The sequence below is a fragment of the Pseudomonas fluorescens genome, from assembly GCF_902497625.1.
GTDB classification, from domain to species: Bacteria; Pseudomonadota; Gammaproteobacteria; order Pseudomonadales; family Pseudomonadaceae; genus Aquipseudomonas; species Aquipseudomonas fluorescens_BQ.
Genome location: NZ_CABVGX010000005.1, coordinates 149,421 through 166,778, shown reverse-complemented (window position 1 = coordinate 166,778; position 17,358 = coordinate 149,421). Strand labels below are relative to the sequence as shown.

11 protein-coding genes and 2 riboswitches are annotated in these 17,358 nt (G+C 60.5%); of the genes, 5 read left to right on the top strand and 6 right to left on the bottom strand.

The features are described 5' to 3' along the window. The 3 genes from F8N12_RS05290 to cobW all read right to left on the bottom strand — a co-directional run. The coding region (locus F8N12_RS05290; RefSeq protein ID WP_150579502.1) for an ATP-binding protein at positions 1 to 654 on the bottom strand (654 nt) is incomplete at its 3' end. Positions 655 to 801: 147 nt separating this feature from the next. Beyond that, a complete protein-coding gene (gene cobN / locus F8N12_RS05285) occupies positions 802 to 4,668 on the bottom strand; it encodes a cobaltochelatase subunit CobN (protein WP_150579501.1) in 3,867 nt (1,288 codons plus the stop codon). A 3-nt stretch (positions 4,669 to 4,671) separates the two neighbouring features. Continuing rightward, entirely contained in the window at positions 4,672 to 5,733 is a 1,062-nt protein-coding gene (gene cobW / locus F8N12_RS05280) for a cobalamin biosynthesis protein CobW (protein WP_150579500.1), read from the bottom strand. Positions 5,734 to 5,830: 97 nt separating this feature from the next. Continuing rightward, a riboswitch (cobalamin riboswitch) is annotated at positions 5,831 to 6,045 on the bottom strand. A 305-nt stretch (positions 6,046 to 6,350) separates the two neighbouring features. Continuing rightward, a riboswitch (cobalamin riboswitch) is annotated at positions 6,351 to 6,578 on the top strand. Between the two features lie 118 nt (positions 6,579 to 6,696). Between cobW and F8N12_RS05275 the strand changes: the two genes are divergently transcribed. The 4 genes from F8N12_RS05275 (at position 6,697) to cobM (ending at position 8,840) form a co-directional block, all read left to right on the top strand. Then, complete coding sequence (locus F8N12_RS05275) at positions 6,697 to 6,888, top strand: CbtB domain-containing protein (protein ID WP_150579499.1); 192 nt, start codon at positions 6,697 to 6,699, stop codon at positions 6,886 to 6,888. An 11-nt stretch (positions 6,889 to 6,899) separates the two neighbouring features. After that, positions 6,900 to 7,604, top strand: a complete 705-nt coding sequence (locus tag F8N12_RS05270) for a CbtA family protein (RefSeq protein ID WP_150579498.1) — start codon at positions 6,900 to 6,902, stop codon at positions 7,602 to 7,604. Further along, a complete protein-coding gene (locus F8N12_RS05265) occupies positions 7,601 to 8,014 on the top strand; it encodes a cobalamin biosynthesis protein (RefSeq protein ID WP_150579497.1) in 414 nt (137 codons plus the stop codon). The genes F8N12_RS05270 and F8N12_RS05265 overlap by 4 nt, the downstream gene beginning before the upstream one ends. 79 nt (positions 8,015 to 8,093) lie before the next feature. Beyond that, entirely contained in the window at positions 8,094 to 8,840 is a 747-nt protein-coding gene (gene cobM, locus F8N12_RS05260) for a precorrin-4 C(11)-methyltransferase (protein WP_150579496.1), read from the top strand. A gap of 458 nt (positions 8,841 to 9,298) precedes the next feature. Here cobM and nfuA read toward each other — a convergent pair whose 3' ends face one another. The 3 genes from nfuA to F8N12_RS05245 form a co-directional block, all read right to left on the bottom strand. Further along, a complete protein-coding gene (nfuA, locus tag F8N12_RS05255; protein WP_150579495.1) occupies positions 9,299 to 9,883 on the bottom strand; it encodes a Fe-S biogenesis protein NfuA in 585 nt (194 codons plus the stop codon). A 57-nt stretch (positions 9,884 to 9,940) separates the two neighbouring features. Continuing rightward, positions 9,941 to 10,975 (bottom strand): acyltransferase family protein, encoded by a 1,035-nt coding sequence (locus F8N12_RS05250; protein WP_150579494.1) that lies wholly within the window; start codon positions 10,973 to 10,975, stop codon positions 9,941 to 9,943. 173 nt (positions 10,976 to 11,148) lie between these two features. Then, the gene (locus tag F8N12_RS05245) at positions 11,149 to 13,443 is read right to left on the bottom strand and encodes a fatty acid cis/trans isomerase (protein ID WP_150579493.1); all 2,295 of its coding nucleotides are present in this window, start codon (positions 13,441 to 13,443) and stop codon (positions 11,149 to 11,151) included. A gap of 155 nt (positions 13,444 to 13,598) precedes the next feature. On the opposite strand from F8N12_RS05245, the gene metH reads away from it, so the two are divergent. Then, entirely contained in the window at positions 13,599 to 17,309 is a 3,711-nt protein-coding gene (metH, locus tag F8N12_RS05240; RefSeq protein ID WP_150579492.1) for a methionine synthase, read from the top strand. Positions 17,310 to 17,358 lie beyond the last annotated feature (49 nt).

Below are 17,358 nucleotides of genomic sequence, written 5' to 3'. Positions count from 1 at the left end.
GGCCAGCGCCGTGCGTGCACCTTGGCAGCGCTCGCGCAAAAGCTGCTGTTCGCCTTCCCACTCGGCACAGAATCGCTGCGGGTCACTGTCGAAATCCAGTCGACGACGGATGATCCGGCCGCGCTCGGCCGGTGCCGTGTGGCCGCCGAGTGCAACGTTGAGGCCGAAACGGTCGAGCAACTGTGGACGCAATTCGCCCTCTTCCGGGTTCATGGTGCCGATCAGTACGAACTTCGCCGAATGGCGATGGGAAATGCCGTCACGCTCGATGACGTTGGTGCCACTGGCAGCGACGTCGAGCAGCAGATCGACGAGGTGATCCGGCAGCAGATTGACTTCATCGACATAGAGCACGCCGCCGTCGGCCTTGGCCAGAACACCGGGGGAAAACTGCGCGCGGCCTTCGCTGAGGGCTGCGTCGAGGTCAAGGGTGCCGACCAGCCGCTCTTCGGTCGCGCCGAGGGGCAAGGTGACAAACTGGCCGCTGGCGAGCAAGTCGGCGAGGCCTCTGGCCAGGGTTGATTTGGCCATGCCGCGTGGACCTTCAATCAGCACGCCACCGATTTTTGGATCGATGGCGGTGAGGCAAAGGGCGAGCTTCAGGTCGTCAGCGCCGACCACGGCAGAGAGCGGGAAATGCGGGTTGTCAGTCATCTTTGGTTCTCAGTCATGGTCGGTGATCTTAAAGACAACGTCGCCTCTGTGGGAGCGGGCTTGCTCGCGAAAGCGGCGTGTCAGTCGACATCATCGGTGAATGTCAAACCGTATTCGCGAGCAAGCCCGCTCCCACAGGGGCAGGCATCAGCTGTCTTCTTCAATATCCAAAAGCAAATTCTCCAGCGCTTGCTGGTATTCGCCTGGCTCTTTCCACATCCCGCGTTGCTGCGCCTCCAGCATCCGCTCGGTCATGTCGCGCAGGGCGTGGGGATTGTGTTCACGCACGAACTCGCGAGTCGACGGATCCAGCAGGTAGGCATCCGCCAGCAACGCATACTGATGATCGTCAATCAACTGCGTGGTCGCGTCGAAGGCGAACAGATTGTCGACGGTCGCTGCCAGTTCGAATGCGCCTTTATAGCCGTGACGTTTCACCCCGTCGATCCACTTCGGATTGGCCGCCCGCGAGCGAATCACTCGGTTCAGCTCTTCTTTCAGCGTGCGGATTTTCGGCAGATCCGGCTGGCTGTGATCACCGTGGTAACTGGCGGCTGCCTCACCGCTGAGGCTTTCTACCGCTGCGAGCATGCCGCCCTGAAACTGGTAGTAGTCGTTCGAATCGAGCAAGTCATGCTCCCGGTTGTCCTGGTTCTGCAGCACTGCTTGCACCTGGCTCAGGCGCTGAGCGAACTGTTCGCGCGCGGCAGTGCCTTCGTCTGCACCGCCATAGGCATAACCGCCCCAGTTCAGGTACACCTCGGCGAGGTCCTCGCGGCTTTGCCACAGACGACCGTCGATGGCACCCTGCACTCCCGCGCCGTAGGCGCCGGGTTTGGTCCCAAAAATACGCCAGCCCGCCTGACGTCTCGCAGCCTCTTCATCCAATCCCGACTGCAGCAACGCTGCACGCTCGGCGCGGACTTTGGCGGCCAACGGGTTTAGGTCATCCGGTTCATCCAGCCCGGCGACCGCTTGCACAGCCGCATCGAACAACCGAATCAGATTGGCAAAGGCATCGCGGAAGAATCCGGACACGCGCAGGGTCACGTCGACCCGAGGCCGGTCAAGCAGGCTCAACGGCAGGATTTCAAAATCGTCGACCCGCTGACTGCCCGTCGCCCACACCGGCCGCACGCCCATCAGCGCCATGGCTTGGGCAATGTCGTCACCACCGGTGCGCATGGTGGCCGTGCCCCACACCGACAAACCAAGCTGACGCAGGTGATCGCCGTGGTCCTGCAGGTGCCGTTCGAGGATCAGGTTGGCGGACTGAAAACCGATGCGCCACGCGGTGGTGGTCGGCAGATTGCGCACGTCCACCGAATAGAAATTGCGCCCGGTCGGCAGCACGTCCAGGCGCCCGCGACTCGGCGCACCGCTCGGCCCGGCCGGGACAAAATGGCCGCTGAGGGCGTCAAGCAGACCGCGCATTTCAGCAGGGCCGCAGGCGTCGAGGCGAGGTGCGACTGCATCGCGGAGGTGGTCGAGGATGGCTACTACCTCAACCCACCTCGGTTTCTGTAGGAGTGAGCCTGCTCGCGATGGCGGTGGGTCAGTCATAACCATTTCGGCTGTCATACCGCTATCGCGAGCAGGCTCACTCCTACAGGGGGCGGGGTTGGCTTCAGGCTGAATCAGGGTATGCACTATGAGTTGAGCGGCGAACAGTTCCAGTCGCTCGCGGGTATCTCCGGCGGTGCGCCAGGCTTCATCAGTAAGCGACTGAAGCTCGACAGGACGCGGTCCGGTCCACGGCTCGGCCAACCCACAATCCAGCGGATCAAACCCCAGCTCAAACGCCTTGGCCAGCGCGCGCAATAAACTCGACTGCGCGCCACGCCCGTCGCCACGGGGAATTCGCAGCAACGCCAGCAACGTATCAATGCGCAGACGCCCACTCGGTGACTCGCCGAAAATGTGCAAGCCATCGCGGATTTGCGACTCTTTTAAATCGCATAAATAAGTATCCAGACGCGGCAGCCAGATCGCCGCATCGGCATTACTGTCGAGCTTCTCGTCCAGTTGCAGTTCGCGATCGATGTGCGTGTCGCGCACCAGTTGCAGAATGTCGCGCTGCAACTCGCGGGCACGGCGCGGATCGAGCAGTTGCGCCTCGTAATATTCGTCTGCCAACAGTTCGAGGTTGCGCAGCGGACCGTAGGATTCGGCGCGGGTCAGCGGCGGCATCAGGTGATCGATGATCACCGCTTGCGTACGACGCTTGGCCTGCGCACCCTCGCCCGGATCGTTGACGATAAATGGATAAATGTTCGGCATCGGCCCTAGCAACGCGTCCGGCCAGCAGTTTTCGGAAAGCCCGACGCCTTTGCCCGGCAGCCATTCGAGGTTGCCGTGCTTGCCGACGTGGATCACCGCGTGGGCGCCATAGGTGTTTCGCAGCCAGAAATAGAACGCCAGATAACCGTGCGGCGGCACCAGGTCAGGGTCGTGATACACCGCGCTCGGATCGACTTGATAACCCCGCGCCGGCTGGATCCCGACGAAGCTCAGACCAAAGCGCAAACCGGCAATCATCATTCGTCCGCCACGGCACATCGGATCGTTGTCCGGCGGGCCCCAGCGTTCCAGCACGGCTTGGCGATTGACCTGCGGCAAGGCGTCGAACATCTGCTGGTAGTCATCCAGCGCAAGGCTTTGGTGACAGGGACGCTGATCAAGGGTGTCGAGGTCGTTGCTGACGCCGCCAAGCAATTGCTGGATCAACGCGGTGCCGCTGTCCGGCAGCTCTGCCGGCAGCGGATAACCTTGCTGATGCAACGCCCGCAGGATATTCAGCGCCGCCGCCGGGGTGTCAAGACCGACGCCATTGCCGATGCGCCCGTCGCGAGTCGGGTAATTGGCAAGGATCAAGGCGATGCGTTTTTCAGCGTTGGGCACACGCGCCAGATCAACCCAGCGCCGCGCCAGTTCGGCGACAAAATCCATGCGTTCTGGCTGGGCCCGATAGCACACCACGTCCGACTGACTGCGTTCGCTGCGCCACGCCAGATCCTTGAAACTGATCGGGCGGCTGATGATGCGCCCGTCCAGCTCCGGCAGCGCAATGTGCATCGCCAGGTCACGGGGGCCAAGACCCTGCTCGCTGGCGCGCCAACCGGGTTCGTTATCCTGCGCACAGATGGCCTGAATCACCGGAATGTTGCGCCGGAACGGGCGCAAGTGCGGCGCTTCAGGGCTGGATTGGGCAAAACCGGTGGTATTGAGAATGACACTCGCGTCGACCTCGTCGAGCCAGTCCTCGACCATCGTCAGGCAACCAGGCTCTTTCAGACTGGCGACAGCGATCGGCAGCGGATTCAGGCCGGCCGCTTGCAGGCGCTGACAAAAGACATCGATGAACGCCGTGTTGGCGGCCTGCAAGTGCGAACGATAGAACAGCACCGCCGCCACCGCTTGACCAGGTCTCCATGCGGCTTGCCAGTCACTCAGCTGCGCGGGGCTTTTGTGCGGATGGTAGATCGCGGTGCGCGGCAGGGTTTGCGGCTCGGCCCAGGCGTAATCGCGATCGAGCCAACGGCTCGCCAGGCAATGAAAGAAGTCCAGAGCATTGTTCATTCCACCCTGACGCAGAAACTGCCAGAGGCGATCGCGATCTTGCGCGCTCACGGTGCTGAGGTCGCTGAGTTCCGGGTCCGGGCGGTCATCACCCGGCACCAGAATCAGCTGCACGCCGCGCGCAGCCAGCCCGACCAGGCGCTCGACGCCATAGCGCCAGTAACCGAGGCCGCCGTGCAGGGAAATCAGAATGACCTTGGCGTGGCGCAATACATCGTCGACGTACAAATCCACCGACGCATGATTCTGCACCTGCATCGGATTGGCCAGGCGCACGCTCGGGTAATCATCGGGCAATTGCTGCGCCGCTTCCGCTAGCAACGCGAGGCTGGAATCACCGCTGCACAGGATCACCAGTTCGGCGGGCGTCTGGCCAAGGTCGGCAATGTTGTCGTCCGAGACGAAGCCGCCGGGCTGGGTCCTGAGCAAGTGCATGGCTTAAGCGCTGAGCGCGGCGCGCAGGTGCGCTTCAAGCAACGCAGCGTCGAGCTCCTGACCGATCAGCACCAGACGCGTGGTGCGCGCTTCATCGGTGCCCCACTTGCGGTCGAAATGCTTGTCGAACCGCGTGCCCACGCCCTGGATCAGCAGGCGCATCGGTTTGTCCGGAATCGCCGCGAAGCCTTTCACGCGCAGGATGCCGTGCTTGACCACCAGTTGCGTCAACGCATCCAGCAGCAGGCTTTCGTCAGCTTGCGGCAGTTCTATCGAGATGGAATCGAAGGCGTCATGGTCGTGATCGTCTTCACCTTCATGGTGATGATCGTGATGGCTGTGGCGGCTATCGATGTGTTCTTCGGAACCGGCGCCGAGGCCAATCAGCACGTCCAGTGGCACGCGGCCACTGCTGGCTTCAATGACTTTGACGGCGGGCGGCAGTTCTTCGGCGACCTCCAGGCGAACGCGGGCCAGGTCTTCGGCGCTGATCAGATCGGCCTTGTTGAGGATCACCAGGTCGGCGCTGGCCAGTTGATCAGCGAACAACTCATGCAGGGGCGATTCGTGGTCCAGGTTCGGATCGAGTTTGCGTTGGGCATCGACCTGGTCCGGGAAGGCAGCGAAAGTGCCGGCGGCGACGGCCGGGCTGTCGACCACGGTGATCACCGCGTCAACCGTGCAGGCGCTGCGGATTTCCGGCCACTGGAAGGCTTGCACCAAGGGCTTGGGCAGGGCCAGGCCCGAGGTTTCGATGAGGATGTGGTCGAGGTCGCCGCGGCGGGCGACCAGCTCACGCATGACCGGGAAGAACTCTTCCTGAACCGTGCAGCACAGGCAGCCATTAGCCAGTTCATAGACGCGGCCGCTGGCTTCTTCTTCGGTGCATCCGATCGAACACTGCTTGAGGATTTCGCCATCGATGCCCAGCTCGCCAAACTCGTTGACGATCACCGCGATGCGGCGGCCTTGAGCGTTGTCGAGCATGTGCCGCAGCAAAGTGGTTTTGCCCGACCCGAGGAAACCGGTGACGATGGTGACGGGAAGTTTGGCCAGTGTTTTCATCGGATGCCCTATCGCAAGGTGGCGGGCATACGGGACGACAATCGCTGCGACAGACGCGCGCGGAAGAGTTCGCCACCGGATCACCCCGCCCGGTTGTAGTGAGAATCTGTGTCGAGGCAGGTCTCCTGGCTGACGGTGTGCCGGCCGTTGGGCCAGGCATTCGCTGCGCCTTCCCGCGGATCCGTTGGACAGGATCTGCAGTGGCGTGGCAGCAAACAGCACCGTTCACAGTTGCGGGGGCAGCCGCGGCATTGACCGCGTTCCCTTCTTAGCTTCGGCAAATGCCGAAGAACCTCGAAGGCGCAAGGCTACGCATCGCGTGGGAGCGGGTCAATGTCCGCGAGTCGTCGCCGACGATTGTGGTCAGGGGACTTGCTTTTATTAAAGGGCTTGCCTGTGATGAGGATTTTCCTGTGGCGAGGGGGCTTGCCCCCGTTCGGCGGCGAAGCCGTCGTCAGACCTGCTTGCGCGGTATGTCTGGAAGAATGATGGGGTCGCTTCGCAACCCAACGGGGCAAGCCCCCTCGCCACAGGCAAATCTCCTTACCACAGGCAAGCCCCCTCGGCACAAAGATGAGAACCCATGCTAATTGACGCCAAACCCCCGCCCATGCTCTCCTACACGCTTCGTTACGGGTGCCCTTCACAGGGTGAAACGGGAAACCGGTGAATCATGTGCTTTACTCCAAGCCATGTCAGTCCGGTGCTGCCCCCGCAACGGTAAGCGAGCGAAGCGTCAGATCCACTGTGCCCGTTAATCGGCATGGGAAGGAGACGCTTGCAGGTTTCGGCTGACGCCAAACCCCTCACGAGCCCGGAGACCGGCCCGCAACACACAGCGATCGTTTCGTTCGCTGAATGACAAACCCGCGGTGGGCGGGCGCTGTTCGAGCCTCTGCGCGTCTGAATCGCAGGGTTTTTCATGCGCTCAATTCACCCGCTGACAGACCAGAGGGAAGCGCCATGTCGACCATCAGCAGCACCGGCAGCACTGCCGATAAAAGCACCACCACCCTGACCCAGCGCCTGACGGCGGCCGTTTGCGCATCAATCCTTGGGATGTCGCTGGTCTTTTTTGCCGGTTTCTCGCACATCGAAGCGGTGCACAATGCCGCCCACGATACTCGACACAGCGCCGCCTTCCCGTGCCATTGAGACCCGCCGAAATGATCAAGCGTATTGCGCAAACCGCAGGGTTTTCCGGGCTACTCGCGGCTCTGTTGCTGACACTGCTGCAAAGTTTCTGGGTATCGCCGCTGATTACCCAGGCGGAAACCTACGAAAAATCCGAACCGGCTGCCGTGGAAATGCACGAACATGCTGCCGGTGCTGCTGCACACAGCCACGATGGCGAAGCGTGGGAGCCGGAAGATGGCTGGCAGCGCGTCTTGGCGACCACCGGTGGCAACCTGGTCGTCGCTGTCGGCTTCGCGTTGATGCTGACGGGTCTCTATACCCTGCGAGCACCGACCAGGACGGCTCAGGGTCTGCTCTGGGGTCTGGCCGGCTATGCGACCTTCGTACTCGCCCCAACGCTGGGCCTGCCACCCGAGTTGCCAGGCACAGCGGCCGCCGATCTGGCCCAACGACAGATCTGGTGGATTGGCACGGCGGCGTCTACCGCTGTCGGGATTGCGCTGATCGTGTTCAGCCGTCATTGGCTGATGAAGGTCCTGGGTGTAGCGATTCTGGCGGTACCCCATGTGATCGGCGCGCCACAACCGGATGTGCATTCGATGCTGGCGCCGGAATCCCTGGAGTCGCAGTTCAAAATCGCTTCGCAGCTAACCAATGTCGCGTTCTGGCTGGCCCTCGGCCTGATCAGCGCCTGGTTGTTCCGCCGCAAAAACGCCGACCAATACGACGTATGACGAGCACCGGCGCATCGCCGACCCTGGTGGTCGGCCTGGGCTGCCAGCGCGGCTGCCCCGTCAGCACATTGCGCGCGTTGCTCGATCAGGCGCTCCAGGCGCATCAGATTCAGTTGCACCAGATCAAGGCCTTGGCCAGCATTGATCTTAAACGCGAAGAGGCCGGCCTGATCGAACTGGCCAAGCAACTGGCGTTACCGCTGCTGTATTTCAGCAGTGAACAGTTGGCCGGCTATCAACCGCAGCTCAGCCACCGTTCCGATATCGCATTTGAACGCACCGGCTGCTACGGCGTGGCCGAAAGCGCGGCACTGGCACTGGCCGAACACTTAGCCCAGGCGCCCGCGAAATTGCTGATTGCACGGCAGAAATATGCGCAGGCTACCCTCGCACTGGCCTGCGCCGCCTGAATTTCCGGATAATCCACTCTTCGATCATGAGCAATCTTCATCTGAAGACATGCCCTGCCCTACTTCACAGGAACCGACGATGACCGTCTACTTCATTGGCGCAGGTCCCGGCGACCCGGAATTGATCACCGTCAAAGGCCAGCGGCTGATCCGTCACTGCCCCGTCATCATCTACGCCGGCTCATTGGTACCGGCTGCGGTGCTGGAGGGCCATCAAGCAGAACAGGTGGTTAACAGCGCTGAACTGCACCTGGAGCAGATCATCGAGCTGATCAGGAATGCCCACGCTCAGGGCCATGACGTGGCCCGGGTGCATTCCGGTGATCCTGGTCTTTACGGTGCGATAGGCGAGCAGATTCGCTATTTGCGTGAACTCGGCATCCCTTTCGAGATAGTCCCCGGCGTGACTGCTACCGCTGCGTGCGCCGCGCTACTGGGCGCGGAGCTGACCCTGCCGGACGTTTCCCAGAGCGTGATTCTGACACGGTACGCGGACACGACGGCGATGCCGGCCGGGGAAGAACTGGGCAGTCTCGCCCAGCACGGGGCGACGATGGCGATCCATCTGGGGGTTAATCATCTTGATAAGATTTTGCTGGAATTGCTGCCACATTACGGCGCGGACTGCCCCATCGCAGTGATCCACCGGGCGACCTGGCCGGATCAGGATTGGGTAGTGGGCACGCTGGCGGATATTGCCCGGAAGGTCGCAGCCAAAGGGTTTCGCCGCACAGCGTTGATTCTGGTGGGCCGGGTATTGGGCAGTGATCAGTTCAGCGAGTCGTCCCTTTACCGGGCCGGGCATGCGCATCTATATCGCCCATGAGCCAGCCACACTATTGCGCTCAGGAGATTATCTGTGGTGCAGAAATCTATCTGTGGTGAAGGCATCTATCTCTGGTGCAGAGATCTATCTGTGGTGCAGGCATCCATCTGTGGTGCAGGCATCCATCTCTGGTGCAGAGATCTATCTGTGGTAAAGGCATCCATCTGTGGTGCAGGGATCTATCTGTGGTGAGGGGGCTTGCCCCCGTTCGGCGGCGAAGCCGTCGCAAAACCTGCTTGCGGGCTACGCCTGAAGCAATGATGGGGCCGCTTCGCAGCCCAACGGGGGCAAGCCCCCTCGCCACTGAATAGCCATGTGCCACACGCTAACCTTTTCACTAAATAGAAGCCCTTTCACTCTGACCAAGCCTGCTCCCCCTATACAAGCCCTTCACCATCAACCATAAAAAAACGGCGCTCACGGGGCGCCGTTTTTTATGTTTGCAGCGAACACCTTACTCAGTAGTAGGCGTTTTCTTTCTGCGTGTGGTCTGTCACGTCACGCACACCCTTCAACTCCGGGATGCGCTCGAGCAAGGTGCGCTCGATGCCTTCGCGAAGGGTCACGTCAGCCTGACCGCAGCCCTGGCAGCCGCCGCCGAATTTCAGCACGGCGATGCCGTCGTCAACCACATCAATCAGGCTGACCTGACCGCCGTGGCTGGCCAGCCCCGGATTGATCTCGGTTTGCAGGTAGTAGTTGATGCGCTCGTTGACCGGGCTGTCAGCGTTGACCATCGGCACTTTAGCGTTAGGCGCCTTGATGGTCAGCTGGCCACCCATGCGGTCGGTGGCATAGTCGACAACCGCGTCGTCCAGGAAAGTTTCGCTGAACGAATCGATATAAGCAGTGAAGCTTTTCAGCCCCAGCGCCGTGTCTTCGGGTTTTTCTTCGCCCGGCTTGCAATAAGCAATGCAGGTTTCGGCGTACTGGGTGCCAGGCTGGGTAATGAAGACGCGGATGCCGATGCCCGGGGTGTTCTGCTTGGAGAGCAGATCAGCCAGGTAATCGTGGGCGGCGTCAGTGATGGTAATAGCGGTCATGGAAACTCCTCGCAGGCTTGGGCGCAGTTTACGCCAATCAGCGCGCCGGACAAAGTCCTAGTATTTTTGTCGGGAAAGCGCCAGCTTGCCTTCCCCGGAGGATTTGTCGTCAATTCTGGCTTTAAGCCACCGGTAACTGCTTTTTTCCACCCAGATATAGCTTGCCCACGACCCCAGACCAATCGTCGCGACGCACACGGCGAACATCGCATACGGATTCAGGCCGTAACGCTGTGCGATAAACCCGCCGGCGGACAGCACCAGCACGTGCATCAGGTACACCGAGTAGGAACAATCGCCGAGCAGCTTGAACAAGCGGCTGTGTTCAAAAAATCTCTCCAGCGACATGCAGGCCATGACCAGCACCGCGCTTGGCAATCCCCAGGAGACCAATCGCGGCTCTGGCGGCAGATGATAAATCGCCACCAGCGCGCCGGTCACGCCCAGCAAGGGCAGCCATAAACCGGATTTGATCCAGCCACGCCGGTAAATCATGCCGATGGCGATGCCCAGCAGGAACTCATAAACGATGTCTGAGCGGTAGAACTGGCTGATCCAGCCATACCCGGTCCACGCCTGACACACGGCAAACAGCAGCGCCGCCACTATCAACAGACGCACTTGCAGGCGAAACAACAATGCCCAGGCGAACAGCACGTAGAACAGGATTTCGTAGTTGAGGGTCCAGCCGACATTGAGTGTCGGGTAAATCCCATAGCCGCCAGGGTTGGCGGTAGGAATGAACAACAGCGATTGCAGGAAATGCGACCAGTCGAGGGTCTGGTCAGGCACCATCGGTTGCGCGAATACCACCAGCAAAGCCATCAGCGCCGTGTACAGCCAATACGCCGGCACGATGCGGAACAGGCGGTACAGCAGAAAACGGCCGGGCGGCAGTGCCTTGCCTTCCGTCGAGAGGAATATCACCAGACCGCTGATGACGAAGAAAATATCCACACCCACTGCGCCCTTGTCGATAAAAAGCTGACCGATCGGACCACGAGCCTTGAAGTCGAAAAAAATCTGCATGAAATGGTGGCAGACCACCGTCCAGGCCGCGAGGGCGCGCAATGCCTGTACTGAAATCAACATGGTTGTGTTCCCGTTTACAAAACTCAAGCAATCCCATTCTGTAGGAGCCCGCTGGCTGGCGATGCGTGTCAATCAACACCGCGTGGCTGACCCACCATCACCAACCAGCCGGCTCCTGCACAAGATTGGGGTATCCATGAGAGTGGGACACCGAGACACTGTCAAAGGTCGATTCAAAGATTCTGGTAGCGATTCATGTCCAGCACGCCCTCTTCTACCGGGTCGGTCTCGTGCAAGTACCGGCTCATGTCGTGGAAGTAATACCAGAATTGCGGATGACTGCGACGCACGCCCCAGCGGTCGACGATTTTCTCAAACTGACTGGTGTCCATAGCGTTTTCCAACGCCTTCACGAACGCTGGCACCTGCTCGGCGGGAACGTTGAACATGAAGTTGGGATAGCTGGTGAGCACCCCGGGGAAAATGGTCACTGTGTCCAGCCCTGGCTGATAGCGCAGAGATTCACCCAGCAGAAACGCCACGTTGCTGTGAGCCCGATTGCGCAGCAGGCTGTACACCTCACGCGTGCCGCTTTGCGTTTCGATGCGCAACAGCGTCGCTTCGGGGAGCTGATCGATTACCTTCAGACCCGCCGCCGGGCGTGAGGTCAGGCGACTCAGAGCCTGTTCGGCACTTTGCAGTGCCGGATCGATGTTCGGCCGTGAGCAATAGGCGCCGCTGCAGCGGTTGATCGGGTCCGGCTTGGCGTTGAGCTCGCCGTAGCGGCCAAGCAACTGCATGGCAAAATCGCGCTTAGGGTTTTTGTCGTCGAGTTTCAACGCGGTCGGCTTATCGTCGTCGATGGCTTCGTAGTCCAGCCACATCTTGAATTTACCGCCGTTCTGGTACCAGTCATCCAGATAATCCTCACGCGAGTCGGCGGGCATCAGGCGCAGAAAGTTCTGCTCGGCGCCATTGCGGATCAAATCGAAATACAGCCGGGTTTGCGCCTGATGCGAGACATTGCCGAACACGTCGAAATTGACCGCCAGTTGATAATACGTGCGCTCCAACAACGGATAATCGAACAGCCACATTGTCTGCGGGACATCACCGATCAATCCCTTGGTCACCGAAGCACTGTCGTAATGGCGAAAGATCGACAGCAGCGCATTGTCGTTGCCGGCCCACAACGTCGACCAGCCGGGTGCCGGTAGATCGGCGTAGCTGTCGCGGCGCAAGACTTCGTACTCATTACGCTTGTCGCGGTAGGCGTGCCACAGACTCAGCACGCTGCCGACATCGTCGTTCTGCCCCGGCATCGCCAGCAAGGACGTGACCTGGCCCCGGTAATTGGGGTCGGTGATGTACAAGTCATGTTCCGGCGCCTGAAACAGGGCCCAGAAGTGATCGCGGATCACATCCGTAGCGATCTCGCCCCGGCACACTGGACCGCGAATGAAGGTGCGCACGAAATACTCGGCATTATCGAGCATGAACTGGTAACGCGCGCTGGCCGGGATTGCCTCGAACGTGCTGAACGGATTGGCCCGGGTTTGCGGCCCGTAGCCGGGCAAAGCGTTGACCTGCCAGTTACCGCTGTAAAACAGGCTTTTGACCCGCGCCATCTTCGCTGCACTCAGCGGATAAGTGATGTGGGTCTTGTGCACAATCACGCCCTGCACCGGCCACAAGCGATAGTAGACCTGCGTGCCGGGATCGTCATTCGGACGGCGGGTGGTGATCAGATCGATCGGCTGACCGGTCGGGGTGCGAGATCGCACCCATTGAAAATAATGCCCGGGCTCACCGTCCTGAAAATAGTGGTGGGCCAGAAACCAGTGTTCGAACAGCCAGCGACCGACCAGGCTTTGCCGCGCGCCCGACGCATTCAGCAGGTTCTCCCACTGCAACACTTGCAACGCCTCACGGGCGGACGGTACCAGGCCTTGCTCATCGATCGGCGCGCCGGACGCCAGCCAGCGCTGCAACGTCAAGTATTGCTGATCGGTCAAACCGGTCACGGCCAACGGCATGCCTTCTCTTGGATGTGCAGTGGCGTAACCGTCGAACTCGCCCGGCATGGCGCACTGATTGTTGCGGCTGAGACCGAGCCTGATGCCTTCCGGCAATTTGGCGTTGGGTTGCAGCGGCGTTTTGTGACCCAGCTCCAACATGCGTGCCATCAGCGCAGCCTGACTGCCTTGGGCATCGAGCACCGAATAAAAGCCTTTTTGCTGCCACGCGCGTTTGCCGAAGGCGTCGTAAAACAAGCGGCTCGGGGGTGCTGCGCGGCTGCGCTCGCCATCGTATACCGGATTTTTTGTTGCACCGCGCGCGACCCCTTCGCCACTTCCCAGATTCAGCTGGCAAGCGGAGTCATAGCAGGCATGGCAGGCGACGCACTTTTGCGTAAATATCGGCTGGATGTCACGGGTGTAGGAAATGTCAGGGGAAACCGCTGGATCCTGCGCGCCGGCGCTCCAGCTGATAACCAGCAATAAAATGCTGATAACGCGCAATGCCATGTCCCGGAACCTGGTTTAAGGAAAGGAGGCAAGTCTAACGATTTTGGCGCCCGCCTCAACATGAGCGATATTCATGCAAAAACCGAACATGCTCTAAAACCGCACAGGTTTGTTATGATCCCGTCCCTTCGTCATGGTCTTTCCGAGTAGTCCCAATGTCCGATCGCAGTGTTCGCCTTCAAGCTCTCAAGCAAGCCCTCAAAGAGCGCATTCTGATTCTCGACGGCGGCATGGGCACGATGATCCAGAGTTACAAGCTTGAGGAACAGGATTACCGAGGCAAACGCTTCGCTGACTGGCCCAGCGACGTCAAGGGCAACAACGACCTGCTAGTGCTGACCCGCCCGGACGTGATTGGCTCCATCGAAAAAGCCTACCTGGATGCCGGCGCCGACATTCTCGAAACCAACACCTTCAACGCGACCCAGGTCTCGCTGGCCGATTACGGCATGCAAGGCCTGGCGTACGAGTTAAACGTAGAAGGCGCGCGCCTGGCTCGCAAGGTGGCCGACGCCAAGACCCTGGAAACCCCGGACAAGCCGCGCTTCGTGGCCGGGGTGATCGGGCCGACCAGCCGCACCTGCTCGCTGTCGCCGGACGTCAACAACCCCGGCTATCGCAACGTCACCTTCGATGAACTGGTGGAAAACTACACCGAGGCCACCAAAGGCCTGATCGAAGGCGGCGCCGACCTGATTCTGATCGAAACCATTTTCGACACCTTGAACGCCAAAGCGGCGATCTTCGCTGTACAGGGTGTGTTCGAAGCGCTTGGCATCGAACTGCCGATCATGATTTCCGGAACCATCACCGACGCGTCCGGCCGCACATTGTCGGGCCAGACCACCGAAGCCTTCTGGAACTCGGTGGCCCACGCCAAACCGATTTCGGTCGGCCTCAACTGCGCCCTCGGCGCCAGCGAATTGCGCCCCTACCTGGAAGAGCTGTCGAACAAGGCCGGCACCCACGTTTCCGCGCACCCCAACGCAGGCCTGCCCAACGAATTTGGCGAGTACGACGAGCTGCCGTCGGAAACCGCCAAAGTTATCGAAGAATTCGCCCAGAGCGGCTTCCTTAATATCGTCGGCGGATGCTGCGGCACCACCCCGGGCCACATCGAAGCCATCGCCAAAGCCGTGGCCGGTTATGCACCGCGTGAAATCCCGGACATTCCCAAGGCCTGCCGCCTCTCCGGTCTGGAACCGTTCACCATCGATCGCAGCTCGTTGTTCGTCAACGTCGGCGAGCGAACCAACATCACCGGTTCCGCGAAATTTGCCCGGCTGATCCGTGAAGACAACTACACCGAAGCCCTTGAAGTCGCCCTGCAGCAGGTAGAGGCCGGCGCGCAGATCATCGACATCAACATGGACGAGGGCATGCTCGATTCGAAGAAGGCCATGGTGACCTTCCTCAATCTGATTGCCGGCGAACCGGACATCTCCCGCGTGCCGATCATGATCGACTCCTCGAAGTGGGAAGTCATCGAAGCGGGCCTCAAGTGCATTCAGGGCAAGGGTATCGTCAACTCGATCAGCATGAAAGAAGGCGTCGAGCAGTTCATTTATCACGCCAAATTGTGCAAACGCTACGGCGCCGCCGTGGTGGTGATGGCGTTCGACGAAGCCGGCCAGGCCGACACCGAGGCGCGCAAGAAAGAGATCTGCAAACGCTCCTACGACATTCTGGTCAACGAGGTCGGCTTCCCGCCGGAAGACATCATCTTCGACCCGAACATCTTTGCCGTCGCCACCGGCATCGAAGAGCACAACAATTACGCCGTCGACTTCATCAATGCCTGCGCCTACATCCGCGACGAACTGCCTTACGCGCTGACTTCCGGCGGTGTGTCCAACGTGTCGTTCTCGTTCCGCGGCAACAATCCGGTGCGTGAGGCGATTCACTCGGTGTTCCTGCTGTACGCGATCCGCAACGGCCTGACCATGGGCATCGTCAACGCCGGTCAGCTGGAGATCTACGACCAGATCCCGGCCGAACTACGCGATGCGGTCGAGGACGTAATTCTCAACCGCACCCCGGAAGGCACCGACGCCCTCCTCGCCATTGCCGACAAGTACAAAGGCGACGGCAGCGTCAAGGAAGCCGAGACTGAAGAGTGGCGCAACTGGGAGGTCAACAAGCGTCTGGAGCATGCGCTGGTCAAGGGCATCACCACGCACATCGTCGAAGACACCGAAGAATCGCGCCTGTCGTTCGCCCGCCCGATCGAGGTAATCGAAGGACCGCTGATGTCCGGCATGAACATCGTCGGCGACCTGTTCGGCGCGGGCAAAATGTTCCTGCCACAAGTGGTCAAATCCGCCCGGGTGATGAAGCAGGCAGTGGCGCACCTGATTCCGTTCATCGAGCTGGAAAAAGGCGACAAGCCCGAAGCCAAGGGCAAGATCCTCATGGCCACGGTGAAAGGCGATGTGCATGACATCGGCAAAAACATCGTCGGCGTGGTGCTGGGCTGCAACGGCTACGACATCGTCGACCTCGGCGTGATGGTGCCGGCGGAGAAGATCCTGCAGGTGGCCAAGGAGCAAAAGTGCGACATCATCGGCCTGTCGGGTTTGATCACGCCGTCGCTGGATGAAATGGTTCACGTGGCCCGCGAGATGCAACGTCAGGATTTCCACCTGCCACTGATGATCGGAGGCGCGACCACTTCCAAGGCGCACACGGCGGTGAAGATCGAGCCCAAGTACAGCAACGACGCAGTGATCTACGTCACCGACGCCTCTCGCGCCGTAGGCGTGGCGACGCAACTGCTGTCGAAGGAATTGAAAGCCGGATTCGTCGAGAAAACTCGCCTGGAGTACATCGACGTACGCGAACGCACTGCCAATCGCAGCGCCCGTACTGAGCGATTGAGCTATCCGGCCGCCATCGCCAAGAAGCCGCAGTTCGACTGGAGCAGCTACACCCCGGTCAAACCGACGTTTACCGGCGCCAAAGTGCTCGACAACATTGATTTGAAAGTCCTCGCCGAATACATCGACTGGACACCGTTCTTCATTTCCTGGGACCTGGCCGGCAAATTCCCGCGCATCCTGCAGGACGAAGTGGTCGGTGAAGCCGCCACCGCGTTGTACGCCGATGCCCAGGAAATGCTCGCCAAGCTGATCGACGAGAAGCTGATCAGTGCCCGTGCCGTGTTCGGCTTCTGGCCAGCCAACCAGGTGCGCGAGGATGACATCGAAGTCTACGGCGATGACGGCAAGCCGATTGCCAAGCTGCATCACTTGCGCCAGCAGATCATCAAGACCGACGGCAAGCCGAACTTCTCCCTCGCCGACTTCGTCGCGCCAAAGGACAGCGAAATCACCGACTACGTGGGCGGATTCATCACCACGGCCGGGATCGGCGCCGAAGAAGTGGCCAAGGCTTATCAAGACGCGGGCGATGATTACAACTCGATCATGGTCAAGGCGCTGGCCGACCGCCTGGCCGAGGCCTGCGCCGAATGGTTGCACCAACAGGTCCGTAAGGAGCACTGGGGTTACGCCAAGGACGAGGCGCTCGACAACGAGGCGCTGATCAAAGAGCAATACACCGGCATCCGCCCTGCCCCGGGCTACCCGGCCTGCCCGGATCACACCGAGAAAGGCACCCTGTTCGCCTTGCTCGACCCCGAAGCCAGCGAAATGCAAGCCGGCCGCAGCGGCGTGTTCCTCACCGAACATTACGCAATGTTCCCGGCGGCAGCGGTCAGCGGCTGGTACTTCGCTCACCCGCAGGCGCAATACTTTGCGGTGGGCAAGATCGACAAGGATCAGGTACAGAGCTATACGTCGCGTAAAGGCCAGGAATTGAGCGTGACCGAGCGCTGGCTGGCGCCGAATCTGGGCTACGACAACTAGCATGCGCGGATGACGGGAACGCATCAGCGCGTTCCTGTCATCTTTTTCA

Coding starts and splice junctions, on each gene's coding strand:
- F8N12_RS05250 (WP_150579494.1), bottom strand. CDS start 10,975: ATGTTGATTTCAGTACAGGCATTGCGCGCCCTCGCGGCCTGGACGGTG.
- cobW (WP_150579500.1), bottom strand. CDS start 5,733: ATGAAAACACTGGCCAAACTTCCCGTCACCATCGTCACCGGTTTCCTC.
- cobM (WP_150579496.1), top strand. CDS start 8,094: ATGACCGTCTACTTCATTGGCGCAGGTCCCGGCGACCCGGAATTGATC.
- F8N12_RS05275 (WP_150579499.1), top strand. CDS start 6,697: ATGTCGACCATCAGCAGCACCGGCAGCACTGCCGATAAAAGCACCACC.
- F8N12_RS05245 (WP_150579493.1), bottom strand. CDS start 13,443: ATGGCATTGCGCGTTATCAGCATTTTATTGCTGGTTATCAGCTGGAGC.
- F8N12_RS05270 (WP_150579498.1), top strand. CDS start 6,900: ATGATCAAGCGTATTGCGCAAACCGCAGGGTTTTCCGGGCTACTCGCG.
- F8N12_RS05265 (WP_150579497.1), top strand. CDS start 7,601: ATGACGAGCACCGGCGCATCGCCGACCCTGGTGGTCGGCCTGGGCTGC.
- nfuA (WP_150579495.1), bottom strand. CDS start 9,883: ATGACCGCTATTACCATCACTGACGCCGCCCACGATTACCTGGCTGAT.
- metH (WP_150579492.1), top strand. CDS start 13,599: ATGTCCGATCGCAGTGTTCGCCTTCAAGCTCTCAAGCAAGCCCTCAAA.
- cobN (WP_150579501.1), bottom strand. CDS start 4,668: ATGCACTTGCTCAGGACCCAGCCCGGCGGCTTCGTCTCGGACGACAAC.